The sequence below is a fragment of the Clostridium sp. C8-1-8 genome, assembly GCF_009928445.1.
Lineage (GTDB): Bacteria > Bacillota > Clostridia > Clostridiales > Clostridiaceae > Clostridium_AR.
Genome location: NZ_JAABNO010000033.1, coordinates 24,288 through 50,020 on the forward strand (window position 1 = coordinate 24,288; position 25,733 = coordinate 50,020).

At 31.2% G+C, this 25,733-nt stretch carries 27 protein-coding genes; 15 read left to right on the forward strand and 12 right to left on the reverse strand.

Features of this window, described 5'->3' with window-relative positions; genetic code table 11:
• The first annotated feature begins 288 nt into the window (after window positions 1-288).
• The 3 genes from GXK57_RS22520 (at window position 289) to GXK57_RS22530 (ending at window position 2,786) form a co-directional block, all read left to right on the forward strand.
• Window positions 289-858: an RNA polymerase sigma factor gene (locus GXK57_RS22520; RefSeq protein WP_160680266.1), complete on the forward strand. Its 570-nt coding sequence runs from the start codon at window positions 289-291 to the stop codon at window positions 856-858.
• A complete protein-coding gene (locus GXK57_RS22525) occupies window positions 848-2,284 on the forward strand; it encodes a hypothetical protein (RefSeq protein WP_160680267.1) in 1,437 nt (478 codons plus the stop codon). The genes GXK57_RS22520 and GXK57_RS22525 overlap by 11 nt, the downstream gene beginning before the upstream one ends.
• 220 nt (window positions 2,285-2,504) lie before the next feature.
• Window positions 2,505-2,786: a DUF503 domain-containing protein gene (locus GXK57_RS22530; RefSeq protein WP_160680268.1), complete on the forward strand. Its 282-nt coding sequence runs from the start codon at window positions 2,505-2,507 to the stop codon at window positions 2,784-2,786.
• Window positions 2,787-3,036: 250 nt separating this feature from the next.
• Here GXK57_RS22530 and GXK57_RS22535 read toward each other — a convergent pair whose 3' ends face one another.
• Both GXK57_RS22535 and GXK57_RS22540 read right to left on the reverse strand, forming a co-directional pair.
• Window positions 3,037-4,140, reverse strand: coding sequence for a glycosyltransferase family 1 protein (locus GXK57_RS22535; RefSeq protein WP_160680269.1), 1,104 nt, complete (start codon window positions 4,138-4,140; stop codon window positions 3,037-3,039).
• Window positions 4,141-4,150: 10 nt separating this feature from the next.
• Window positions 4,151-4,774, reverse strand: a complete 624-nt coding sequence (locus GXK57_RS22540; RefSeq protein WP_160680270.1) for a hypothetical protein — start codon at window positions 4,772-4,774, stop codon at window positions 4,151-4,153.
• Between the two features lie 167 nt (window positions 4,775-4,941).
• On the opposite strand from GXK57_RS22540, the gene GXK57_RS22545 reads away from it, so the two are divergent.
• Together GXK57_RS22545 and GXK57_RS22550 are read left to right on the forward strand one after the other, a co-directional pair.
• On the forward strand, window positions 4,942-6,321 hold the full coding sequence (locus GXK57_RS22545; protein ID WP_160680271.1) for a radical SAM protein: 1,380 nt from the start codon (window positions 4,942-4,944) through the stop codon (window positions 6,319-6,321).
• Between the two features lie 595 nt (window positions 6,322-6,916).
• Window positions 6,917-8,122: an ABC transporter substrate-binding protein gene (locus GXK57_RS22550; protein ID WP_160680272.1), complete on the forward strand. Its 1,206-nt coding sequence runs from the start codon at window positions 6,917-6,919 to the stop codon at window positions 8,120-8,122.
• Window positions 8,123-8,498: 376 nt separating this feature from the next.
• Here the strand turns inward: GXK57_RS22550 and GXK57_RS22555 are convergent, their stop codons facing one another.
• A complete protein-coding gene (locus GXK57_RS22555; protein ID WP_160680273.1) occupies window positions 8,499-9,617 on the reverse strand; it encodes a glycosyltransferase family 1 protein in 1,119 nt (372 codons plus the stop codon).
• 236 nt (window positions 9,618-9,853) lie between these two features.
• Between GXK57_RS22555 and GXK57_RS22560 the strand changes: the two genes are divergently transcribed.
• From GXK57_RS22560 to GXK57_RS22570, 3 genes are read left to right on the forward strand one after another with little or no spacing between them, the layout of a single operon-like run.
• Complete coding sequence (locus GXK57_RS22560; protein ID WP_160680274.1) at window positions 9,854-10,855, forward strand: CotS family spore coat protein; 1,002 nt, start codon at window positions 9,854-9,856, stop codon at window positions 10,853-10,855.
• Window positions 10,856-10,889: 34 nt separating this feature from the next.
• Window positions 10,890-11,633, forward strand: a complete 744-nt coding sequence (locus GXK57_RS22565; RefSeq protein WP_160680275.1) for a spore coat protein — start codon at window positions 10,890-10,892, stop codon at window positions 11,631-11,633.
• Window positions 11,634-11,664: 31 nt separating this feature from the next.
• A complete protein-coding gene (locus GXK57_RS22570) occupies window positions 11,665-12,735 on the forward strand; it encodes a CotS family spore coat protein (RefSeq protein ID WP_160680276.1) in 1,071 nt (356 codons plus the stop codon).
• Between the two features lie 117 nt (window positions 12,736-12,852).
• On the opposite strand, the gene GXK57_RS22575 is transcribed toward GXK57_RS22570, so the two are convergent.
• Window positions 12,853-13,968, reverse strand: a complete 1,116-nt coding sequence (locus GXK57_RS22575) for a glycosyltransferase family 1 protein (protein WP_160680277.1) — start codon at window positions 13,966-13,968, stop codon at window positions 12,853-12,855.
• A gap of 104 nt (window positions 13,969-14,072) precedes the next feature.
• Between GXK57_RS22575 and GXK57_RS22580 the strand changes: the two genes are divergently transcribed.
• A complete protein-coding gene (locus tag GXK57_RS22580) occupies window positions 14,073-15,077 on the forward strand; it encodes a CotS family spore coat protein (RefSeq protein ID WP_160680278.1) in 1,005 nt (334 codons plus the stop codon).
• Between the two features lie 657 nt (window positions 15,078-15,734).
• Window positions 15,735-16,505, forward strand: a complete 771-nt coding sequence (yabG, locus tag GXK57_RS22585; RefSeq protein WP_160680279.1) for a sporulation peptidase YabG — start codon at window positions 15,735-15,737, stop codon at window positions 16,503-16,505.
• Here the strand turns inward: yabG and GXK57_RS22590 are convergent.
• The 8 genes from GXK57_RS22590 to GXK57_RS22625 form a co-directional block, all read right to left on the reverse strand.
• Window positions 16,454-18,094 carry a recombinase family protein gene (locus tag GXK57_RS22590; RefSeq protein ID WP_160680280.1) on the reverse strand — a complete coding sequence of 547 codons (1,641 nt, stop codon included), beginning with the start codon at window positions 18,092-18,094 and terminating at the stop codon, window positions 16,454-16,456. The genes yabG and GXK57_RS22590 overlap by 52 nt on opposite strands.
• A 203-nt stretch (window positions 18,095-18,297) precedes the next feature.
• Complete coding sequence (locus GXK57_RS22595) at window positions 18,298-18,711, reverse strand: hypothetical protein (RefSeq protein WP_160680281.1); 414 nt, start codon at window positions 18,709-18,711, stop codon at window positions 18,298-18,300.
• Window positions 18,712-18,807: 96 nt separating this feature from the next.
• Complete coding sequence (locus tag GXK57_RS22600) at window positions 18,808-19,311, reverse strand: NUDIX domain-containing protein (protein WP_160680282.1); 504 nt, start codon at window positions 19,309-19,311, stop codon at window positions 18,808-18,810.
• A gap of 53 nt (window positions 19,312-19,364) precedes the next feature.
• Complete coding sequence (locus tag GXK57_RS22605) at window positions 19,365-19,853, reverse strand: hypothetical protein (protein ID WP_160680283.1); 489 nt, start codon at window positions 19,851-19,853, stop codon at window positions 19,365-19,367.
• Between the two features lie 374 nt (window positions 19,854-20,227).
• The gene (locus GXK57_RS22610; RefSeq protein ID WP_160680284.1) at window positions 20,228-20,371 is read right to left on the reverse strand and encodes a hypothetical protein; all 144 of its coding nucleotides are present in this window, start codon (window positions 20,369-20,371) and stop codon (window positions 20,228-20,230) included.
• Between the two features lie 152 nt (window positions 20,372-20,523).
• Window positions 20,524-21,261, reverse strand: coding sequence for a hypothetical protein (locus GXK57_RS22615; RefSeq protein WP_160680285.1), 738 nt, complete (start codon window positions 21,259-21,261; stop codon window positions 20,524-20,526).
• 130 nt (window positions 21,262-21,391) lie between these two features.
• Window positions 21,392-21,826 carry an ImmA/IrrE family metallo-endopeptidase gene (locus tag GXK57_RS22620; RefSeq protein WP_202127771.1) on the reverse strand — a complete coding sequence of 145 codons (435 nt, stop codon included), beginning with the start codon at window positions 21,824-21,826 and terminating at the stop codon, window positions 21,392-21,394.
• A 144-nt stretch (window positions 21,827-21,970) separates the two neighbouring features.
• Complete coding sequence (locus tag GXK57_RS22625; protein ID WP_160680287.1) at window positions 21,971-22,435, reverse strand: helix-turn-helix transcriptional regulator; 465 nt, start codon at window positions 22,433-22,435, stop codon at window positions 21,971-21,973.
• Window positions 22,436-22,598: 163 nt separating this feature from the next.
• Between GXK57_RS22625 and GXK57_RS22630 the strand changes: the two genes are divergently transcribed.
• The 5 genes from GXK57_RS22630 (at window position 22,599) to GXK57_RS22650 (ending at window position 25,733) form a co-directional block, all read left to right on the forward strand.
• Window positions 22,599-22,808 (forward strand): XRE family transcriptional regulator, encoded by a 210-nt coding sequence (locus GXK57_RS22630; RefSeq protein WP_160680288.1) that lies wholly within the window; start codon window positions 22,599-22,601, stop codon window positions 22,806-22,808.
• 186 nt (window positions 22,809-22,994) lie between these two features.
• Window positions 22,995-23,156: a hypothetical protein gene (locus GXK57_RS22635; RefSeq protein WP_160680289.1), complete on the forward strand. Its 162-nt coding sequence runs from the start codon at window positions 22,995-22,997 to the stop codon at window positions 23,154-23,156.
• Window positions 23,157-23,332: 176 nt separating this feature from the next.
• Window positions 23,333-23,509 carry a 4-alpha-glucanotransferase gene (locus GXK57_RS22640; protein WP_160680290.1) on the forward strand — a complete coding sequence of 59 codons (177 nt, stop codon included), beginning with the start codon at window positions 23,333-23,335 and terminating at the stop codon, window positions 23,507-23,509.
• Between the two features lie 95 nt (window positions 23,510-23,604).
• On the forward strand, window positions 23,605-24,351 hold the full coding sequence (locus GXK57_RS22645) for an ORF6C domain-containing protein (protein WP_160680291.1): 747 nt from the start codon (window positions 23,605-23,607) through the stop codon (window positions 24,349-24,351).
• Between the two features lie 269 nt (window positions 24,352-24,620).
• Window positions 24,621-25,733: a DnaD domain protein gene (locus GXK57_RS22650; RefSeq protein WP_160680292.1), complete on the forward strand. Its 1,113-nt coding sequence runs from the start codon at window positions 24,621-24,623 to the stop codon at window positions 25,731-25,733.

Below are 25,733 nucleotides of genomic sequence, written 5' to 3' on the forward strand. Positions count from 1 at the left end.
TGTTATGTAAACTAGTTTACGAAAGTATTAATTCTTTGCGAAAGCTAATTAAAGAGGCGGATGACTGACTACTTAATTTCAATACCATACTTCAACAGAGACATATTTTAAAAATCTCATCTTAGGAACTGGAAGAGCTTTGAAAGTAGACTTTAAGTCGAAGTGATGGAGCCTTATATGAAATTTATACAAAATAATAATGTTTTAAGAAAATAATGTTTGAATAAATGTTACTTTTTTCAAGTATAAACGTATTTAATTTGTAAGCTTTATTATGGGGAGGGTTCTATGGAGGATTTAGATTTAATTGATGCCATATTAAATGGTGATAAAAGATCATTTGAGATATTATTTTACAGATATGAAAAAGAAATAAGCAAGTATATATATGCCTATGTTAAGAATATATCCGAAACGGAAGATATAGTTCAGGAAGTCTTCATTTCGGTCTACAATAAACTTTTTACATTTAAGTCGGGAAAGAATTTCAGACCTTGGCTATATGCCATTGCAAGGAATAAAACAATTGACTATCTTAGAAAAAGCAAAAAAGCAATATTTGTTGATATTGATGACAGAAATATAAAAGTTACTGAACAAGCATATCATCCAGAGGACATTGCAGAATTTAAAGAAACCAAAGCTATAATTGAAAATTTCATTAAAGTCTTAAGCTTTAAAAATAGAGAGGTGTTGTATTTAAAGTATTATAATCAGGACATGACCTTTAGTCAGTTGGCTGAAATCTTAAATATTAGTGAAGGAGCTGCAAAACGTAGGTATTATTCAATTTATAAAAAGTATATAAGCTATATTAAAAAAAATAAAACATTAGGAGGCGATAATAGTGAAGTGTAACCAGTGTATTTCATTAATACCTAAAGTAGTAACTGATGATGTTGATATTAATGAAAAAAATGACTTTTTTGAACATATAGATATGTGTCCAAGCTGTAAGGCTGAATACTTATTTGAAAAAGATGCATTAGATAATCTTAAATCTAGTATACTATCACCTAATATCTCCACTAGCAATAAGCTGTCTGATATCATGCTTAATATAGATGAGAATAGATATAAAAATAAAAATGCAAATAAGCTTAGTTTTTTTAATATTTATTTGAAGAAATATGGACTTATAGCTACCTCGTTTTTATTAATTATTTTTTTAGTAACCATGGTATCTCACTATGTATTGAAGGATAGTAATGTTAGCCTAGCTCCTATAGCAAAAAAAGAAAAGAGCACTGAGCTTAAGATTGATATGACTCCTAATTCAGCTAAATTAGTTCCTATAGATAGAATTCCTAAACATGAAATTAAAGATTTACCTTTAAATTATAGTTATAAAGGCTTTTATGATAAGGAAAATCTTATAATTACAAATAGAAATAATAATTTTTCTGATGCATCAATTTATAATATAAAAACCGGTACTTCAAAACCACTTGTAAAGGCTATTTTGGAAAAGGGGTCCTTACAGTATGTAGAAGCAGAAGGTAACCTGGTTGTTTGGGTTGAATACATGCAGGTAGGTACTGAGGTTAAATGGGAACTGGCTTATAAAAATACTTCTGATGATAAAAACAATATTTTAGCAGAGGGAGTGCTTGATAATAAAGGAAATATAACTATATCAAGACTTCCAATCATAAGTATTAGCAAAGGTAAAGTAGTGGCTAGAATAGAAGATAATAATAATACCAAGTTAATGGTATATAATCTAAAGGAAAACAGTTCTAAAGAAATTAAAAGCTTAAAAAATCAAGATATATCGTATTTACAATGTGACGAAGACATGGTTTTTTGGAGTGAAACAAGTGAAAGTCAACATAATCCTAGACTATACAATATATGCAGTTATAATTTAAAATCAGAAGAAATAAAGCTTATAACACAAAAGTCGGACTCTTCAGATTTTTATGTAAAAAAAGATAAACTGTTTTTTGCTGAAGATAATAAGCTTAAACTTTATGATCTGAAATCAAGAATAAACACAGACATAGTAAGTAAGGAATTGCCAGCTTTTAAAGATATTATTGATAAGGGATTTTATATTTATAGCACTGGAGACTTCTTCTTATCAGATCAGTATATGGAATTTAAAAACGATAAGAAAATTTATATTTATGACTTAAAGAATAATGTGTTTTATAATATCATGGATTATATGGATGGACCTATAACTGGAATTAATTACATCCTGTTTAATAACGACGGCATTGTTGTAAAATATGTAGCTAAAGGTGATATTAAAACTGTTTATATTGATTTAAGTAAGTAGTTAAGAGAAGAATAAATAAGCTTCAAGATTCATTAATGAAAGAGTAATATGTTGCTAATCAGTAAAATTGTTTATTAATAAATTCCTTTAAGTTAATCTTATATTTTTGTTAAATAAAAGAGATAATAATATAAATGACCACTTAATTTAAGAAATACTATTAAACATAGTACTTAGTGTGTAATAATTAAGTGATAATTAATTAAAAAAGGTGATATTTATGATAGTAGGAACTGCAGAAGTAACCATTAGAATACCTTGGTCCCAATCCTTAAAGGAAAAAAGAATGGTGTCTAGGAGCTTAATTCAAAAGATTAAGAATAAATTTAATGTGTCTATAAGTGAAGTTGAGCATCAAGATAATCATAAGCTTTTGGTGTTAGGACTTGCTACAGTTAGTAATAGCACTAGTCATGTGAATAAATCCTTAGATGAAGTGGTTAACTTTATATATGATAACACTGAGGCAGAGGTAGAGGATATAAATATAGAGATACTTTAGAGGCTGGTGATGATGTGAAATTTGTAAGATGCAAATAAGTAGTTCTAATTTGGTTAGAGATGCAACTCTTTAGGCTGACAGTTATAAGCAAAACTCCCTAGGCCCGTAGATGTGGATTTGAGTGAATAAATGGTAGAGCGATATACAATAAACAATTGAATGTATAAATATAAACCACAGGCTAATTCACGTTGATGTAGCCTGTGGTTTTGCTTTATATTAACTTGAGTTTATCAATCAGAGTGCTGGCTTAAAATGAATACATATCAAGAAGCTGCTCATCATTAGAGTGAATAGGATCAATAAACTTAGAGGTAATCTGAGACTTATATGAGGAGTTATTATTCATTCCCTGTATAAAGTCAGCTATAGCTGGTATTTCATCGTTATTTGCATATACCACTGCTTTGTTAAGAACCTTAAGATTAACAGGGGTTTTATTGCAAATAACTACCGCCTTACATTTTGATGCTTCAACTATGGAAAGAGGATAACTGTTGTAATTTGAAAAGTCAAGTACGCATAAAGCACCACTATATAATATTGGAAGGTGAGTATACTTAACTACTCCTAGGAATATTACATCCTTGTCTAGATTGTACTCATTTATCAAGGTTTTTATCTTGTTAAGATAATCAGCTCTTTTACCGGAGCCATCTCCAGCTATAATAAGTTTTATTTTATTTTCTTTAGCTTTAACTTGCTTAAATATCTCTATTATAAGCTCTAAATTTTTTCTTTCTGTTATACTTCCAACATAAAGCATATAAGGGTAGTCAATCTTATAATTTCTTTTTAAGAAGTTTTTGCAAAGAACTTTTTCCATAGGCTTAAATATTTCACTGCATTTTGGGTATACCACCTTAATCTTAGTTTCATCTACCTTAAAGTAGTTTATAAGCTCATCCCTTGTAAACTCTGAATTTACTAATATTCTATCAGATATATCTAGAGCAAAAGGCACCATCTTAAGGAACTTATTTAAGTATTTATCATCAATGTTCTTCTTGTCAGCCATAGGATAAAGTGTGTGAATAGTTGTGACATATTTACATACTTTTTCTGAAGGAAGACTAAAGCCGTTATTTGGAGAGTGATATATTGCTACATCATTTTCCTTAAGAAAATCAACTAATTTTGAATAATCATTTTTAGTTCTATCTATGCTAAGAGGTACAAAGTTCATGTTTTTAAGTCTTTCCCAGTAAAAGCTTAAAGGGAAGCTATCCCAAATTACATTCATTTCATCAAATTTTGTGGAAGAGTTAAGTAAGCTTATTATTTCTCTAGAATATGAAAATAAATCTGTTCCCTGCATTTTAGCTGATGCTAATCCATCAATACAATAATTCATAAGTTACCTCCTATAAAAATTCTTCATCTATATCAAATTTACTGCTATCAATTACTAAGTTTTCTTCTGGAAGACTTATCTTTTTTGCAATTTTATCTGGATTAGGTATACTTGGGGCAGCGTCAGGTATATCAATATTGTCTGCCTCCACATTAGTAGAATTGTTAAAAGCATTGATAATAACATTAGGCTTAACTTCTAAGATATCTCCATCAAAGGCTAATAAGTATGTCACTTGTGATAGAACTACTTCATGATTTAGTATTTGAAAGGTTGCATCAAGAGTGTATAGTTTTAGATTGCTGTACTTTGAATTTACTGAACCTAAAACAATAGTTTCAGTGAAGGGCATGTTTCTTGTGGTAATTGCACGTTTTTTCCTATCATCTCTGTATTCTAAGGTAAATTGCTTTATTCCTTGAACAAGTAGTATGGCTTTATTTTTTAGAGATATTTTCTGATTATTAGAAATATCTACTGATATGTTTACTGATATGAGTTGATTTAGTGGATGCTTCCTCCTATTTATAAAGATATAGTCAGAATGGGAGAAAGTAATTATATGTTCACAAGCAATTTTGCTTAGCTCATCGGTATCACTCAAGCCAGTTATGTTGACTCCATTTTTTATCATACTATTCCTCAAAAAAATTACTTTATAAGATTATATGCGAGGTTTAGTGAATTCTTGATATAAATATATTTTCTTTTGATTAAAAGGCATATTTTAAAAGCCAGATAATAAAATATAGTGACTGGTCAGTATTAATAATATTATTCGCAATGGAAGGAGTTCCTTTTATGAAGTTTGTTGATAGTATTCAAAAAACTGCTAAAGAAGCAGTTGTAGGAACAGTTTGTGATATTATTGAACAAAATCCAGAGAAAAATGTAGATAAGTTATTTTCATTAGCAAAGCTATTAGCGAGAGATGAAGATTCAAAAAACGGCATAGATAGCGTTGAAGAGATGTACAACGAGATACCCTCAGTTAAGGAATATATACAGGACATACTTATAAATACCAATAAGAATTGTAGTAAGAAGTTATTTCAAAACTTTTTTTCAAATGCAATATGGTATGGAGTAGGTAAGAGAGAAAAGTGGATGGAGAAGGAAGATACTAAGATTCCTTTTGTGCTTTTGATAAGTCCTTCTATGAGATGCAATTTAAGATGTACCGGCTGTTATGCTGCCAAATATGATAAGTCCCAAGGTCTACAGTTTGAAGATGTAGATAGGATAGTAGGGCAGGCCCATGACTTGGGAATACACTTCATGATAGTACTAGGGGGAGAGCCATTTTTTGTAGATTACATGTGGGATATCTATGAAAAGTATAGTGATATACAGTTTGTACCATTCACTAATGGAACCTTATTTACTGAAGAGTTTGCTGAAAGGCTAGAAAAGCTTGGCAATGTAATGCCTATGTTCTCTTTAGAAGGTTTTGAAAAAGAAACAGATGCTAGAAGAGGGCCTGGGGTTTTTAATAAAGTAATGGATGGAATGGATTTACTTAAGGCTAGAGGCATACCTTTTGGTGTATCATCAGCTACAGCAAGAAATAATATGGATACTGTAACCTCTGAAGAATTCATAGATATGCTTATTAAAAAAGGTTCTAGGATGAGCTGGTACTTTATGTATATGCCAGTTGGTGATAAGCCAGATGTAAATTCCATGCTCACACCGCAGCAGAGAATAGAGCTTGGTAGAAGGACGAGAAACATTAGAGTAACTAAACCTTACTTTACAATCGATTTCTTTAATGATGCTCCTTATGTTGGAGGATGTATCGCAGGTAAATACTATTGTCATATTAATTCTCAGGGAGATGTAGAACCCTGTATATTTGCACATATAGCAGTAGATAATGCTAAAAATAAAGATCTTATAGATATCTTTAGAGGAAGTATGTTTAGAGAATTAAGAGCAAGACAGCCTTATAACGAAAACATGCTAAGACCTTGTATGATGATAGACAATCCTCATGTAATAAGAGAGGTGGCAAAGGTTTCAGGAGCTCATCCAACAGATGAGAGTGCTAAAGCAATGTTATATGATGAAAACTTCCAAAAGCAGTTAGAAGACTATGCAGAAGCTTTTGCACCAGTGGCTGAAGAGGCTTGGGAAAAAGACTTTAATAGGGAAGGTAACATAAAGTTTGCTAAAGGCTAAAGCTGTAGCCTAAAGAAGCTGTTAAAATTATAAGTTTAGGTTCTGTTAAACAATATTACTAAATATGGCCCAATTTTATATATAATATAAATTTATGAATAAGACATGCATATTAGTGGAGAGATAAACGCTAATATGCATGTTTTTTATTGTCTAAAAAAGCTCACTAAATAAAGAAACATTAAGTTATTATAGACTTCCTAACTCAACTTTCAATTTATACGTGGCTAAAAGCCAAGGAGCTGAGAGTTCCCAACAAGTATAAATTAAGTTTCCATATGCCAAATCTTAAGTAAATTTCAACATTAATAAGCTTAGCCGTATATATGCTAGAAAATAGCTAAAAATATAATGCTTACATAATTATTTAGAGAAAAACAGCATTTTCCCAGTATTTGTTGCAAATCACCAGTATACTTTTAGTTCCGTAATGTAATGGTAATATGCTATAATTAAATGAATTGCAGTAAAAAGATTCTATTCTTAGTTTAAGTAAAATGCTAAGATTTCATATAAGTGTAATTTGAAAGTTATGGTTTTATAAGTAAAAGTACTATATCACAGAGGATATAGCGGTTCTATTAGAGGTGGTATTATGAAAAAATGCATCACAACATTAATGGTTATTTTATATACAAGCATTTTACTCATAGGATGCAGACAAGATGTTAATAAAAACAAAGTTGGTGAAAAGGTATATGAGTATAATATATCTAGTTATGCTCCGTATACTAATTATTTGAAAGATAGAGTGATAGCTTTTAATAGAAAGTATCCAAATGTGAAGATTAACATAAATGATATAAACCAAGGTTCATATATTAGCACTATTGAAGCTAGTCTAAATGATGTTGAAAAAAGACCGGATTTAGTTTTGTTAGATGGTCAAGAATTAAATGACTTGTACAAAGCAAATAAAAATATATTTCTAGACTTTACAAGTGATATGAGTTCTAGAACAAAAGGTTATGCTCAAGGTAGAATAGATGAAATATCATTGGATGAAAAGCTTTATGGAGTACCATGGGATTCGAGGCCCATTATAATGTTTTGTAATAAGGCTCTTCTAGCAAAATATAATACTAACCTGGACGATATTACCACCTGGGATACTCTTATTGAAGAGGGGAAGAAGTATTATGAAGCCAGTGGGAAAAAAGAAAATCTCATTGTAATGAATGAAGACAATGAAAAAGTTTTTGTTAAGGTATTGCTTTATGAATTAGGAATACCAGCAGACAGCTTAGATATGACCTCTGGAAATAAGGATTTATCAAAGGTCATTGATATGATTTCAGAATTAAAAAAGAATAATGTATTACGAATTGATAATAATTTTGATATATATAAGTCACCATTGATATTTGGTTCTAGTGATACCTATATGAATCTAGAAAAGACCTATGGTGATGGCCAATTCTTTGTGAAAGAGCTACCTTCCTTTGAGCCTGGTGGAAACAATTCTGTAATCATGGAAGGAACTAATGCAGTATTAATTAACAACAAAAAGGCTGTTGCGACTCTAAAGGAGTTTGTTATAGAAGCTCTAACTGATAAGAAGGCATTGGCTAGTTATATGACAACAGATGGAGTGTTTCCAAGTTATGTGGATGCCTACTCTAATGCATCTTTAGATAAGAAGGTTCAATTCTTAGATTATGATAGGCTTTGGGCAAGAATGAGTCTTATAGAAGTAAATTCTAAGAGAAAGAAATATTTCTATGACATGAGTAAGATGATTGATTCATATATAGAGCAGAGCAACAAGCTTGAAGTACAAGTGAATGGAAATATTCATTAAATAAAGCTGTGATACTTCAATTAGAGAATATAAATTCTATCATGAAGCGTTACAGCTATATAGTTCCTGGCTCAATATTAGTTTATATATGTGCCAAAAGCCAGCAGCTTTAAACAAGTATAGATTAAGTTTCGGTAAATGAACATTTTAAATACGGGTTTTCAGTAAATTTATTATCTGAAAACCCGTGTTTTTTACTGTGTAGGAAAATATAATTTTTGATAAATAAATCTAGTAATATTAAGGGGAGAAAAGCTAGTTTGGGGAAACAGTAAAAAAGAAATCTTATCGGTCTGCCATGTATTGCTCGCATATATTTGGAAAGGCAGATGTTAAAAAATAGTGTATATTAAAATACAATTATATTAGATAGCTTTTACACCTGTGACAAAACTGAAGTATAGGCTTTTAGTGTGGCTTCAGAGGTTTTCTGCCAGTTGAATAATTTACTTCTCTCATAGCCTTTTAAGGCTAAGCTGTCTCTAGCTTCTTTTGATGATATAAGTTTTCCCATTGCCTCATAGAGTTCCTGTGAGCTTAAAGGATTTATAAGCAGAGCTGTATCTAAAACTACTTCTGGAATAGAGGTAACCTCTGAGGTAATAACTGGAGTGTTACAGCTCATTGCTTCCAGTGGAGGAAGCCCAAAACCTTCGTATAAGGATGGATATATAAATACTTGGCAGCCATTATAGAGTATAGGTAAAAAGCTATCCTCAACAAAGCCAGTAAATATAACCCTGTCTTCTAAGTTAAGTTCCTTACATATATCTACTAGTTTCATTCCCTCATCCCTTAGGGAACCAACTATAACCAAGCTTAGATTTGTATCTTTTCTAAGTTTATTAAAGGCTTGTATTATTCCTAGCACATTTTTGCGAGTACTAAAGCCACCGATATATAAAAGAAATTCGGTGTTGAAGTTAAATCTGTCATTAGTGATTTTTCTACATTGAGCCTTGTTCAGTGGCATAAAGGAAGTATCCGCTGCCAAAGGAGTTACGAAGATTTTGCTTTCATCTATTGATGGAAAAAACTTGAGTATATCCTTCTTTGAGTACACAGAAACTGTTAGTATTCCATCACAGTTTTCCATTATCTTAGGCATGTCGTTTAAAAACTTCTTTAGATAACCTTTGCCTACTGTTTCAGGCATAACGTAAGGAATCAAATCATGTATGGTAACAACTTTTTTACAATTTACTTGATCGTTTAGGCCTATTCCGTTTTGAGGGATATGATATAAATCTACTTTTTTATCATATAAATAATTAGGGAAGTATATATTTTCAAAAAATCGCTGATGTCTTCTAGAGGCCATTATAACTTCAGTTTTATCATAGGTAAACTCTTTGGATATAGGTCCTGACCAGAAAATACTATAATTATTTTCTAGGTCTATACTCAGCAAATTCTTTAGCACATTGTAGGTATAAGTACCAATCCCTGTTCCCTTATACCAATTGATGCCTCTTGCATCAACAGCAATTCTCATGTAGATCTCTCCTAAAATTCCTATATTATATAGATATTCCTTATGTTTTTTTTTGTGATAGTTAAAAGAGTTTATATAAAAAGAACTTTGATAACATGATGTCTTTTGTGATGGTATGCACTTTGTACAGCTCTAAAAATAACAATGGATAGATAGCATTTTAGATAACCATATGTTGGAACAAGGTGTTGCTTTAGTACATATAATAAAATGAAATATTTGCTGGAGGTTTCATTGTGAATATAGATGAAATAAAAGCTAGTATCAAGGAGAACTATGGCTTAGATGTTATAGAGTGTAAAAAGATTAAGAATATATACAGGATAAGAGCAGAGCATGGGGAGTATTGTTTAAAAATAATAAAGTATCAATATCCTCATTTTTATTTTATCTTATCAGCCATACTATATCTGCAGAAACAGGGCTTTAGCAAGGTTCCTGAGATAATAGACACTGTAAGTGGCGATAAATATATAAAGTTAGAGGGGTTATATGCCTATCTCACTCCTTGGGTTATTTCCAGGGAAAGTAACTATGACAATCCTATAGATTTAATGAGAGCAGCTGAAAAGCTTTCTGAGCTGCATGTGTGTAGTGAAGGCTTTACCTTAAATAAGGATATGAAGCCCAGAATAGGATGGTTCACCTGGATAAATGTATTTGAGACTAGAATAAATGAGATAATGGATTTTAAGAAGAGAATTGGTCAGAAGGCTTATACTTCAGAGTTTGATAAGCTATATCTTTCGTTAATAAAGGAAGAAGTAAAAAGAGCTTTGGCTTCAATAGAGCATCTCAAAGAAAGCAATTACGTAACTGTAATGGAAAAAGAGCTGTTAAAGAGAGGTTTCTGCCATCATGACTATGCTCACCATAATGTGCTTGTAGATTCAAATAATGAAATTTCTATAATAGATTTTGACTACTGCATACTAGATACACATCTTCACGATTTGAGTTCCCTTATGATAAGAGCCATGAAGGACGGAAAGTGGGATTTAGATAAGGCAGCTTTTATCATTGAAGCCTATGAAGCTAATAAGAAGATCTTAGATGAAGAGATACCAATTATGGCTGCCTTCATAGAGTTTCCACAACAGTTTTGGCAGATTGGTCTCCAGTACTACTGGGAGCAGCAGCCCTGGGAGGAAGAGTTTTTTATAAAGAAGTTAATGAAATACAGTGAAGACAGAGCAGAAAGACAGGAATTTGTCAATCAGTTTAGAGCTTCGCTTTAGTTAGAGATAAGTACTACATTCAGGAGGAAAAAACATGGATTCCTTAAAGGATTACCTAGAAAAAAGAGGTGTATTAATTTCAACAAATCAGAGAGAAGGAAGTCTACAGCAGCAATATAGTGAATACAATATTCTAGAACAAATAGATATTATTTGTGAGCTTCATAGGAAAATTAAAGATGGAGATGGCATATATTTATTAAGACTTCAGAGTAATATAGGCAAAGAGATGGAAGATTGCAAGGTACAGTTAAAAAGGTTAAAAAAAATGATTTCTTTTGTGCAGGGCAATGGTATTAGAGACGAGTTTGATAAGGAACTTTTATATAGCGGACCTAAAGAGCTTCAAAGAGCAGAGAGATGTATTAAGTTCGTTGAAGAGGCTTCTTATATAAAGCTTATCAAGAGAAGCATGAAAAATAATGAGCTATGTCTTACAAACTGTGAAAGAATGAATTTGTGGAAAGAAGATTATATCTATATTTTTGATACATCTAAGCTTTGCTTTAACATGGTTGAATGGGATTTGATAACATATCTTAATAAAATCAAAAGAAGAGGAATAAACATAGATTATGGAGAGGCTATAGATTATTTTGTAAAGCAATCAAGATTGGACAATGATAGTGAAAACTATATAAGAGCTATGATCTCTTATCCATACGGTTATATGAAGATATGTGAAAGAAGAAGAGAAGGTAAGAAAAAATGGAGTTCAGAGGAATATAGAAAAAAGTTATTGGAAGCTAGGTTAAAAGACGGCTATAGCTTAGTGTAACTTGGATAGTAATTTATAAAGGGTGAAGAGGATGTTAAAGTTAAAGTATGGCGATAAAAAATATCTTTGTCAGTATGATCTTAACATTGAGCTTTTTGAAAAGTTCTCAATAGAAGTAGAGGACTTGGTTCCGGTAAGAAGCGTATATATACTAGAGACTTCCAAAGGTAAAAAGATATTGAAGAAGATTGATTACTCTGTTGATAGACTTGATTTTATAACAAAGAGTTTAGATTATATAAAGAGAACATTTGAAAGAGCCTTGACAATAGAACCCTGCCAAGACGGAAACAAGTGTGTACAGTGGCAGAATGGAATATATACGCTGTTAGACCTTATAGAAGGAAGAGAATGTGCATTTTCCAATGTTGTGGACCTTTCAATTGGAGCAAGAGACTTAGCTTATCTACACAAAAGTTCCATAGGAATAGCAGAAGAGTTTAAAGATAAAATCAATTTAAATAAGCTTGAACATTATTCTGCTAATGAAAAGGATGTTACTTTGGGGCATCTTCCTGGATATTTCAATTATGCACTTAAAGATATGGAAAAGCTTAAGATTCAGGTAGAAGGCTACAAATATAAAAGTGAATTCGATCAATATTTTCTAAAAGATGTAGACTACTATATAGAAGAAATAAAACAGTGTATAGAACTTATAGAAAAGATAAAATACGAAGACTTATGTAAGGAAGAAGATAATATAGTACTATGTCATGGAGACTTAGCTCATCATAATATATTGATAAAGGATGAGGAAGCTTATTTTATAGATTTTGATTATTGTAGCATAGATCTAAAAGTAAAAGATATAGAACAGCTTATAACTAAATCTATAAAGAACTTTGCTTATGATATTGAGAAATATAACGCTATCATAAAAGCCTATAGCGAGGTATTTCCTATAAGAGAAGAAGAATATAAGCTACTATATATATTATTAAAATTCCCTTCAGATTTTTATACTGCAGCTACAGATTATTATTATAAAAATAAAGATTGGGACGAAGATGTATTCTTAACAAGATTCATAAATAAGCTGGAATTTAAAGAGGACAGAGAAGAATTTCTCAAAATATTAGGTAATAAAATTAGAATATAAAAATACGAAAAAGGACACTAATACTTTTTAAATATTAGTGTCCTTTTTCACTCTTTTTGTAAAACTTTCACTTTAGAGTTATATAGTTTTTCTGTAAAGAATAAATTTATATATATATTATATTGATTTATAGGCGTCCAGAGTGTCATAAGCGGTTTTTTTCCAGTTGAAACTGGCGGTGTGAACTAGCCCTTTTCTTATCAATGACTTATATAAATCTTGGTTTTCTAGAAGTGAAAGGATCTTTAAGCAAATGTCTTCAGTGCTTGATGGATTGCTTAACAAGGCTGAATCACCACAGACTTCTGGAATAGAAGTTTCAGTAGAGGCTACAACAGGAGTGCCACAAGCCATTGCTTCCAATGGGGGAAGCCCAAAGCCTTCATAATATGATGGATAAACAAAGACCTTTGCAGCGTTATAGAATATGGGCATATCCTCTAAAGGAATAAAATCTGTAAACAATACCCTATCTTCAACACCAAGTTTGATGGCCTTTTCTTTATAAGTTTCATAAGATATCCCTTTTTTACCTGTCACAACTAAGGACAACTTCTTATTGTGTTTATGGAGAAGCAATTCAAAAGCCTCTATGAGCCCTAGTATATTTTTTCTAGGACTAAAACCTCCCACATATAAAAGAAAATCACCTTCGATACCATATCTTTCTTGAAGGTAATATCTACATTCCTCTTTATTTAGGGGTTTATAAATATCTTCTGCTGCAAGATAAGTTACGAAGATTTTCTCTCTAGGAAAATTAAATTCTTTACATATATCTTCTTTAGAAAAGTTAGAGACAGTTATTATCCCATCACACTTTTCTATTATGCCTGGCATATCCTCGTTAAATATTTTTAGATATCTATCACTACAGGTTTCTGGCATCCTTAAGGGAATGATATCATGAAGAGTTATAACCTTTTTACAACTAATATTGCCAGAAAGTCCAACACCATTTTGAGGGATATGATATAGATCCATGTCATTTTCACTTAATACATTAGGTACTCGTATCTCTTCCCAAAAATTATTTAAACTGCTTTGCTTAGCTATATTAGTTTTAAAATTGTTTCTGAACTCTTTTTCAAAATGAAATTCTTCAGGCAAGAAGACTAAATAATTATTTAAAAAATCTATCTGATTCAAATTATTTATAAGTTGATAGGTATAAGTTCCAATGCCGGTTCCTCTATACCAATTAGCTGCTCTTCCGTCTATAGCTATATTCATATATAAGTCCTTTCAAATTTCTATATTTTATTATATTAAGCAATTATAAAAAGTGTTAATAAAAGGATATAGCCGCACATATAAATATATAGGAGGTGAGCACTATGATGAGGGAATTTGAAATTGAAAGACAGTTTGATATAAAAATTGAGACACTAAGGCCGAATAAAGGAATATACTATTTGAAATCAAATAAGGGGGATAAATGCTTAAAGAGAATAAACTATGGAGCACAAAAGCTATTGTTCGTATATGGTGCCAAGGAGCATCTTATAAAAAATGGCTTTGACAAGGTTGATAGGTATGAATTGAATATTGAAGGGGAGCCTTTTGCCTTAGTTAATGAAGACCTATATACGCTCTCTCAGTGGATACCAGGAAGAGAGTGTGACTTCCACGAACTAGAGGAAGTTAAGACAGCTGCAAAGACCCTTGCATTGCTCCACGAAGCAACAAAAGGATATGACCCTCCAGAAAACTCCAAACTTAAAAGTGATCTCGGAAGATGGCCACACCTGATGGAAAAACGAATGAAATCTTTAGATAAGATGAGAGACATGACAAGAAAAAGATCTCAAAAAAGTGACTTCGACTTGAACTATATAAAATCAATGGATTTTTACAAAGGACTATCAAAGAGAGCCTTTAATGTAATAGAAAGCTCTTCCTATATTGATTTATGTGAAATTGTAGAAGAGGATAAATCCTTCTGCCATCATGACTTTACCTATCACAACATAATATTAGGTGATGACAAGGAAGTCTATGTAATAGATTTTGATTACTGCAAGCGTGAGATTAGAGCATACGACATAGCTAATTTTATGATAAAAGTGCTAAAAAGAGTAGATTGGAACATAGAATATGCTAAAGCTATATTAGAATCATATAGCTCAGTTGGTAACTTAAAAGAAGAAGAATATAGAGTTATATTCGCCTTTTTACTATTTCCGCAAAGATATTGGAGACTTGCTAACAGATATTACTATAACGAAGTCAATTGGGGACAAAACACATTTAACAATAAGTTAGAGGGAATCATTAATGAGAAGGATATTTATCTGAAGTTCATTGATGATTTTAAGGAATTGTATGACCAAAAAGAGTAATAATAAATTTAAGCTGCCATAGAGGTAGCTTATTTTTATGTGCGTTGAAATTTATGTGTATCTCCTTCTGATGCTTAGATTAGCTTCGCAAAGAATTAATATGATTTTCCCAGATTACATGGCTAAAGCTGTATAACTCACTACGTTCGGACAATACAGCTTATTAACGCCATTCCATCTGAAAAAATCATTTAATTCTAATAGCTCGCTAATAGAGCATCTCCTGGAGATACACATAAATTTCAATAGTAAAAAATAAGCATATGAAGTTAGAAAGACATAGGTGTGACTTCTTCCGATGATTGAATGAACTGAGCAGAGAGTTAATATAATTTTCTCCGATAATGCAACTAAAATTGTATAACTCACTGCGTTCGGACAATACAATTTCTTAACGCTACTTTATCTACAAAAATTATTTAACTCTAGTTGCTTGTTCATATATCATCTCCCGAAAGCACACATAAATTTCAATAGTAAAAATAAGCATATATAGTTAGAAAGACATGGGTGTGACTTCTTCCGATGATTGAATGAACTACGCAGAGAGTTAATATAATTTTCTTTGATAAAGGGGCTAAAATTGTATGGGAGGTATAGCAAAAAAATCAATGTTACATAGTATATAATGTGAAACATACTTTCAAGGAGAAGTTTATGAAGGTCGGCGACTTAGTAGTTAGAAAGTCCTATGGTAAAGATATCACCTTTAAGATCATAGATATAAGAGAAGATAAAGATGCTGTTTATTATGTTTTAAAAGGTATTAATATAAGAATAATAGCTGATGCCAAGATAGAAGATCTAGAAGAAGTAGATGAGCAGTTTATGGCGGAGAAGGATAAAATATTTAATGCAAGGGTAAATGAAACTATAAAGAGGGTAATGGTTTCTAGAGATGTGGCTGGACATCAGAATATAACTAGAGTAACAAAGTCTCCCAAGATAATTCCTGAAAAAGAATTGACCTTTGGCAGACCAGGGAGAATACTACACGTAGATGGAGATCCACAATACTTAGATGCGTGTATGAAGGTGTACAAGCAACTTAATTTAAATGCTACTGGAAAGTCTATAGCTGAAAAAGATCAACCAACTCAAATAGTTGAGATAGTGAAAGAATTGAAGCCAGACATAGTAGTGCTCACTGGTCATGATGGCCTAGTAAAGAATGCAACAGACTATCTTGATCTGAAAAATTATAGAAACTCCAAATACTTTATAGAATCGGTTCAAAACCTTAGAAATTATAATTCAAGCTATGATGAGTTAGTGATATTTGCAGGAGCATGCCAATCTTGCTATGAGAATATATTGGATGCTGGTGGATATAGAACTCAGGTGCAACATTTTCCTAGAATGTGGCAGCTTGGAGTTCATTTTTTTTTATCCTCCTCGCTACCAACAAAATCAACTACAAAATCTTGAGTTGTTCCGTTCCAGGTTATCTTTTCTACTAGACCTTTCACAAGTTCTTTTACTTCATCATTAGAAAGGGTATCAATTAAAGAACATCTATCTAAGAGCATTTCTAAAAAAGAAAGGTTAACTTCTTCCTCATCAAATTCAGAGTTTAAGTTTTTTTGTTTTTCCAGTTCTGTATGTAAGCTGCTGATTTCTGTCTTTAAGGATTTTATCTTTGAAACTAGAATATCTTCAATATCATTATCCATAGAAAGTTTAGTTACTAGGTTATTCATTTGTTTTTTCTTTTCTTCGATTTGATTTTCTAGAGCATAGATCTTACTTGGAGAATCACTTTGGGATCTAGTGGCTTTATTTTTGCTTTTTATTTTTTCTATCAATGATTTTTTATTAATAGCTAGTTCCTTTAAGGAATTCTTTACTACAGTATCAAGTTGATCTACTCTTACATTCTTATTATTACATCTCACACCTTTTGAGTTGTATTTTAAAGTACATTTATAATAGTAAATATTAGTACCATTTTTATCAGTGTGGCCACGGGATATTCTCATAGAAGATCCACAAATAGCACACTTTATGATTCCTGTAAGAATAGCATTGTGAGCCTTTGGAGATGTAATATACCTATCTTTATTCTGAAGCAGTATTTGCTGAGCTTGTAGCCAGTCAGAAGCTTCAATTATGCCTTTATGAGAGCTTACTGCTGCTATCCAGTCACTTGTATCTCTATATACTCTTACTATCTTCCCATTATCATTGGATACACCTTTTTGCTTGTTATAGCTTAGTAGACCATGGATTCCATCTGGTTCACCGCAAGTTGTTATATCAAGGCTTTCTAGGTAATCAAATACTTCTTCAGTGGCTTTTACGTACACAGTATTGGATAATATTATTCTAAGATTATTTTTACTAAAGTTGTTGCCACGTTTAGTTTTAATATTGCTTTGAAGGAGATAAGTCTCAACCTTATTTAAGGCTTTGAACTCTAAATACTTATCAAAGATAAGCTTCACTGTTTTAAGCTCCTCAGGAACCTGTTTTAGCTTTACCATGGAGCGTTCGTTCATGCTTTCATCAAAGTACTTTACTGGATCAGCTTCATAGCCTAAAGGAGCTATACCTCCAAGCCATCTACCAGTTTTCGCAAGCTCAAGCATATTATCACGAACTCTTTCTGCTATGGTTTCTCTTTCAAGCTGAGCAAATACGCTTGCAATATAAATCATGGCACGGCCCATTGGAGAGGAAGTATCGAATTGTTCTCTGATACTTACAAAATCAATATCATACTTTTGTAAGGTTTCTAGGGTAGTAGAGAAGTCGGCTACATTTCTTGAGATACGATCTAATCTATAACAGATTAGAACTTCAAATTTCTTAGCTCTTGCATCTTCTAATAACCTTCGAAACTCAGGTCTATTTGTATTTCCACCGGAGAAACCTTCATCCTCATATATGAGGAATTCATCAATTTTCTTATGGCCTAAATGCATTGAGGCGTAGTCCTTACACATCTGCACCTGGTTCTCGATACTTTCGCCTTTTCCAGTAAATTTTGATTTTCTACTGTAAATTGCTGCTTTCAAAGTCATCACCTCACTATATAGTATTAAAAGATTTGTTGGTAAATGATTAAAGATGTACTACTTCAATCCTAAATCTGTTTTCAAAGCTCCTCTGGCTTCTGAGAGGAGAATTTGAAAATACATATTTTGTTATGAAGTGGTACATCTAGATTACCAATTAGTATAGTGTAACCATGATGGGGGAGTGATATTTACATTAATGATCAGAACAACCTCATTCCTTTAAGGACATCAGGTTCTATTCCGATCTTAGAAATATAATCTATAAGATTAATTACAGAATTGGGTGGAATAACATAAGCGCCATCTATGTTAGGCATTTCTAACATAGGATTTCCATCGTTTGAAATGCATTGCAAGCTCCAATCATAGGGATCTAAAGATGAAATATTATTATTCATATTCTGGTTCTCTATGAATCTATTAAAATTATCAATTCTTAATAATTGCTCTAAGTGAGTAAGTTGCTTAGTGCTCAGTTTAATTCCTTTTGTAGTATAGCCACCTTGAAAATTATTGTATGTAATTTCTAGTTCTCCACTTAGCATATTAATTTTAAAACAATATGCTAATTTGTCACAGGCTTCTGCATTAAAAACCACTTTTATATAATACATGGATTACCTCCTAGAATTAGTTAACGACACATAAACTTAATGTGAAAGAAGGCTTATTCTACAGTTTATTCTTACGCTGTAGTAAGTAATAGGAATTTAGTTTATTTCAGAATCTATAAGAGTATCATCATCCGAAAATAAATTTATTTTAAACCTTTGTTTTGCAATTTCTGTTGCCTCAAATATCTGTTTGTTTCCTACATCTCCCCAATTAAGCAAATTAGCGGCCTTTGTAGGTGTAGTCAAAAATCGCCCGTATATACGTCCATTATCGATATCAGGTTGTTGTTCTCCTATATTTTCAATCATTGCTGTCATACGAACTTGTGCGTATGGTTCAGAACCATCTTCTTCCTCCACAAGCTGATAACCAACTATATATGCTTTGCTAATAATCACATTTGATTCTTCTAACATCTCGCGTTTTAAGGTTGCTTCCATATCGCCGTCAGATGTTTCTGGCTTTCCACCAGTTAATTGATATTGTCCATTTTCAATACGTAAAAGAATACGGCCATCTTTTGTAAATACAATTCCATATACTTGCGTAACTTCAATATTAGATGGAACATTTCCAGAATGCCATGTTATGATAGGCATAATTTATTAACCTCCTAAAATCGAAATTTGTAGATCTAAACATAGTACCTTTTTTATAATTTCATGGTTTTTTCTATTACTTCATCCCAATTTTCAGCATCTCTAATTATTCTTACCACATCACTAATATGTATCTGTGATTTAAAATCTTTAAAAGCTTGCTTTCCCCACATGTAATTTCCGTTTTTTTTCTCGTTTTTTAATCCATTATCATTTTCATAGTCTCTCACAATTTTATATGCATTCTCTAGACTTTTACTCGACACTCCGGCAATCTCAGCAATAAAAAGTAGTAATTGTGGACATCTTAGATAATAATAAGTTGGTAACTTTTCTGACTTATCACTATAATAATCTAGAAAATGTACTTTTTGTGATGGTTCTGCCAATTTTATATCATCTTTTTCACCAGATTTCAAATAACCACCATACGACTGACCATAACCTTGCTTAACGCACAGATCTGAGATATATTCTTCTCCAATATTATTTTTGTGTGGTTCTATGGTTCTTACATATTCGCAAACTTTTCCATTATTCATTATTTCTCTCCCAATATCTATATATAATTTCTCATGTGCAAATTACTATTTAAGTATTCAAAACTGAATTGTAGTTCAAATCTTATATTTCCGTTGGTGATTATTGAGTCAGTTACTTCAAATCCTCATATATCGTATCCTAGAATTTCTGGTAAAGAACCTATTTTATGATACACTTTAAAAATCTTAAAACATAATTTGACACCTATAATATCATAACCCTCAATAGTTTTATGCCAACAGTTACTACAATTTTCTAATATTATAATCTTTTCTAAAAATAATTCAGAAAAATCTATAGTCACCGGAAATCTTTTATTATCACTTGTAGATTCATTTACTTTTACATCTATTTCTCAATCAACTAAGCCAGATTATTGAACTATAATAACACCATCAAAAATGTTGTTAACATTTTCTAAATTAATATAATTGAGATTATACGCTGAATATTCATAAATAACTCTTTTTTTATCTTCAAGTACCTTTCTGCAGGCACCACCTATACCTTTACTCATCTCAAAAACCTCATAAGCACTAACTCAATAAACTTAATAATAGTTTATTGAGCTATAAAATAATTTTATATTAATTATACAAATTGTAATTTAAAAGTTTGCTTTTCTCTTAATTAATAGTAATTTAATTTTTATTAGATTACCTGGAGACATCAATCAATATTTGCTAGTTGTTTTAATTTATTAATTATATCATTTATGCTATCTTTTAGTTCAACATCAATAACTACTCGGGATTTGACTTCCCCTGTTTTATCACAAAATTCATTAAACATAATGCTATAAGCGGTTTTAGCGTCTTCAATAGACAATTGATCTTCACTAATATTTATCACTTGCTTAACTGTATTTAAATCACCATATACTTTATAGAGAATCTTAGTGTCTTCACTAGATAAAATATGTGATAAGCTTGCTACATTTCGAATCCAATTATCATCTAAATATAAACGATACTTCTTTTTGTATCTTTTGAACTTGTCTATATCATCTAAAGTATTTGCAATAACTCCTTGGGAATTTAAATAATTTTCCATCAAATCTCTTATATCATTGGTTGCAAAGTAGAAATCATAATAAATTATCAACGCACTTTCTTTTAAATTCTTTTTTTCTGTTACTTCATCGATTTTTTTCTGTGTCCATAATGCTCCAGATACAGCCATAAATGTACCTAATATAGCACCGAATGTTTCGATATAACTACTTTTATACTCAGTTGTCTTTAAAGGACTTAATAGCAATGAAAATAAATTACTGAAAAATGGAACTCTCAATAAAATTGGCGTAATTAAAAATGTACCTCCAATACAGCATATAATGACAAAGATAATATTTTCATATTTTGGTTTATAAGATTTTGTGGTGTTTGTCTCAGTTGAATTATTCATTTGAATTTACTACTCCTTTAAAAATTACTATTTATTTATGTATTATTAGTTATCATAAAATATCATAGATGATATTGGCATGTCCAAAATAACTCTATGAAAAATAGGGTGTACCATAAAAATAATATTATTAATTCACTTGCAATCTCAATTCCAACAGCTCTCTAGGAACCCGTAACTTACATGAAACTTCATCAATTGTTTGTCCGTAAAATATATCTTTATTAACTTCAGGGATTAATAGTAGGGCAGAAAAGATATTTGCTTCTCTTTCGTATTTACTTAGGTTTGTATAGGTGTAGTTTTTTAAGAAGGTACAGTTTAATTTTTTATGTAGGATAGCATGTCCAAGTTCATGACCACAGATAGCCTTCTTTTCTTCTTCTGATAGATTTGAGTTTATATATATGAATTTATTTCTTTGAACATACTGATATAGACCATTTATCTCAGCATGTAGATCCATGACTATGCAATGTATATTTTCTAAATCGCATAATTCGAATGGATCTCTAGTTTTATTCTTTTTTACTAATTTATTTATCTCTCTCTCAATAAAGTGCAAAGCTTTAACTCCCCCTAATACCATATCTATCTATGTAATAAGAATATCTATATATTTAAGCTTTACCATTTGTTAACTGAAAAAAGTAAGTTATGAACAAATTGCGCATTATCTTATTCAAATAATGTGGACAATTTGCTCAAGTTACTCTTTATATTTATTTGGAGTATATTTTTTATTAATAATCTTTGCTTGCCTTATACCGAAGGCTAGTGCTTCAACTATGCTTTCTATTGCTTCAGGAGATACTGGATCACCAGATAGCATTAGACCACCAGTATTATTTAATAAATCTTCTCTTAAGCTTTGTATTTTTTTCTCTATTTCCATTTCATCTTTTGGAGATAGTACATTTTTAGAATTATCTTCACTTGAAGTATTTAATACAATATGACCAGCAGCTTTCATGAGATCTTCATAAGTAACGCCATTATGTGCGTGACTTGCAATCTTTCTAAGAGTCTCTGGTTTAGGTGCTTGGGCATTCTTGTTGTTTACAATTCTAGATAGATTACCTGGATCAATGCCACAGTTTTTTGCAAATTGGTTTAATGAACGGTCTCCTTGAGCCTGCTTTATTAATTCGATTAGCAAATCTGAATTAAACATTTTATTCACTCCTTACTATTCATAAATATATTGTAATGTGGTTTATTGCATGTATGCAATAGGTGAAAAGAAAATTATTTAAAATGTATTGCATAATTGCAATGAATAGAGATATAATAATTGCATGAAAGCAATGATGTTCTTGTGCAAAGGAGGTGTGGTTGTGAATATTAATGTAAATACTTTTCAAAGATTAATTGAGGATAACTTCTGTGGAAGCTATAATAAATGCGCTAAAGCATTGAATGTTGCACCAAGTACAATTTGTAGAGTAGTAAATGGTAATAACAATGCTGGTGTAAAACTTCTTAGTAGTCTTATGCAATATTGCAATGATAATAATCTAAAGTATGATGACTATATTTTTTTATAGTAAGTGTTGCAATAAAGCAATAAAATTAAAACTATCTATAGTATGGGCATTTTTATGAGAAAAAATCACTATAATTTAATGAAGAGTTGTAAGAGTTTAGGTTCATATATATTAGGTGTGTTAACAGATTAAAGGAGCTTTTCATAAGATAGATTAATAGTGTTCTGAAGGGATGGTAGGGGGAGAGTGGATATTAATGTCACTATAAACTATCCAAAAGATCTTGATGCACTTACAGATAAGGCCATTGATATTATGTCAGATATTCTTATAAAGAAACTGAACACAAAGGAAGTTGAAAAGCTTATAGATATATTGAAGGATGATTCGCTTAAGATAAGCTTATGAAAAGTAAGAACATAGAATATGTACATAAGAAAAGTAAAAGGCTTTAAAAGCCTTTTATAAAAGCATTGATGGAAAAAGCATATACTTCCACATTGTATGATATGCAGTGATTAGAAAATAAATGACAGTATTATAGCAGCTAATTTGAAATTTATTTAAAAGAAAGGAAGAGTTATATGGGAAGAAAATCTGAAGAATATGAATTCAACATAACAGTGAATCCACCAACTGAAGAAAATAGAGAGGCCTATGACTTAAGAGTTGGTAAAGCTGCAGCAAAGATATTAACAGAAATACTCACAATGGATCAAATTGATGAATTTATAGAAGCATACAAGAGACAACATCAGTGATAAAGAACTGTTTATAAAAAGCATTTTCCTTAATGAGGTATATATCCTTACAAGTATGATATGGGTTAATAAAAAAATATGATAGGAGGAAAGAAATGAATTTAAAGGTTATTGAGAATAAAGGAAATAGAGTGCTAACAACTCAGCAGCTAGCTGATAGTTATGAAACCAGTGTAAAAAGAATCTCAGAAAATTATAGCTTCAATAGAGATAGGTATATTGAAGGAAAGCATTATTATTATCTTCAAGGAGAGGACCTAAAGAAATTTTTGCAATACGGAAATTACGGAACGCAAAATTCGAGTAAAGTAAGAAGTCTTTATCTATGGACAGAAAAAGGAGCCTTGCTTCATGCAAAAAGCTTAAATACAGATAGAGCCTGGGAAGTATATGACTACCTAATAGATAATTATTTCAAAACTAATAAAGTGATAAATATTAGTAAGAATGATGAATTTAAAGCTATATCTTTAATACATTCAGAGGTTGGTGAGCTTATAGCAGCTACTCTTAAGATTAAAGATAGAGTTGAGAACTTAGAACAGAATATGACTATAGATTATGGACAGCAGCTTATCATTCAAGAGATAGCTAAGTATGTTGCGATAAAAGCTTTAGGTGGAAAAGATAGTATTGCTTATAAAGATAAGAGTGTAAGAAGTAGCGTATTTTCAGCAGTATGGAGAGATTATAAGGATTATTTTCAGATAAACTCCTATAGGAACACTCCTGCATTAGAGTTTGAAAAAGCTAAGGAATACTTAAGTCAGTGGAAAGCTCAAGGAAAGATATTAAGAGATATAGAGATAGCGAATGGGCTTTTAGTAGAGGAAGAACTATGAATAAAAGACAAAAATAAAAATACCCTCGACAAAGGGTACTTTCATATTAAGGAATTATGATAAGAGCTCTGCAAAGCTCTTATCTTTAATATAACACATTGTGAAGTTTAGTAGAAGTTTAAAACTGTATATATGAGAGGTGCTTTATGAATGTAAAAATACTTAAAGCCTATTTGAAAAACTGCAAGATGATGAAGCTAACTCCAACATTTAAAGGACTGAATAATTTCAAATGGTTTTATTATTAGAATTTAGAGAGGTGTATTGATATGGCATATAGATTAATTTATGAAGAGTTTTGGACAGATCCAAGGACTTTAGAAGAAATGTCTCCTGAAGATAAGTATTTTTATCTATATCTTTTAACTAATCCTTCAACTACAAGTATAGGTATTTATGTAATAACAAAAAAGAAGATGGCCTTTGAGCTTGGATATAGTATTGAAACAATAGATAGCCTTATGGAGCGTTTTATAAACCATCATAAGATAATAACTTATAACAAGGAGACAAGAGAGCTTGCCATTAAAAATTGGGGGAAGTACAACCTAGCAAGAGGAGGCAAGCCTGTAATGGACTGCTTGACTAAAGAGTTGAGGCAAGTTAAGGACAAGTCCCTTATAGTGTATGTTGCTGAGAGTATATTAAATCAACCAATAAAGGAACTTTATCTAAGTTATTCCGGTACGTTAACGAATCGTGGAGAAGTAAATGAAGGATTCGCTACACGAAAGGACGGCAATACAGAGAAAGATACAGATACAGAATCATATACAAATACAGTTACAGATACAGAGAAAGAGAAATATACAGAAGCAGATACCGAAGCATTAAAGTATAACAATCAAAATCAATTTACAGAACCAAACCTAAATACTAACCAAAGTACATTTAATAACCAATCTACTGCGGCAGATCAAAACAGTATTTCATCACAAAATCTATCTTTATCTCAAACTAAGGATAATCAAACACAATCAAATTCATATTTCCAAGGTAATACTCCTTCTCTTGAATCACAGTCTGATCAATCTCTTATTCTCTTAAAGTACTTTGAGACAGCAACAGGGTTCGAGTATACCGTTAATTTAGGTGCACTTAAAGTGGCTATAACTCAACATACTGCTGAATATGTAAAGAAAGCTATGGATAAGGCCATAGAAGTAGGAAAGCCTACTATGAGCTATATAAATGGAATATTAAAGAATTGGGCTAAGGAAGGTTATCCAAAAGAGGATGAGATAAACAAAACTACTAAAGGATATAGCAATAGTAGAAAACTTAGGTTTGCTGATTATGAGCAAAGAACATATGATTATGATGATTTAGAACAGAAATTGCTTTATGGAATTGGAAAGCAAGGGGGAAGAGGTAATGACTAG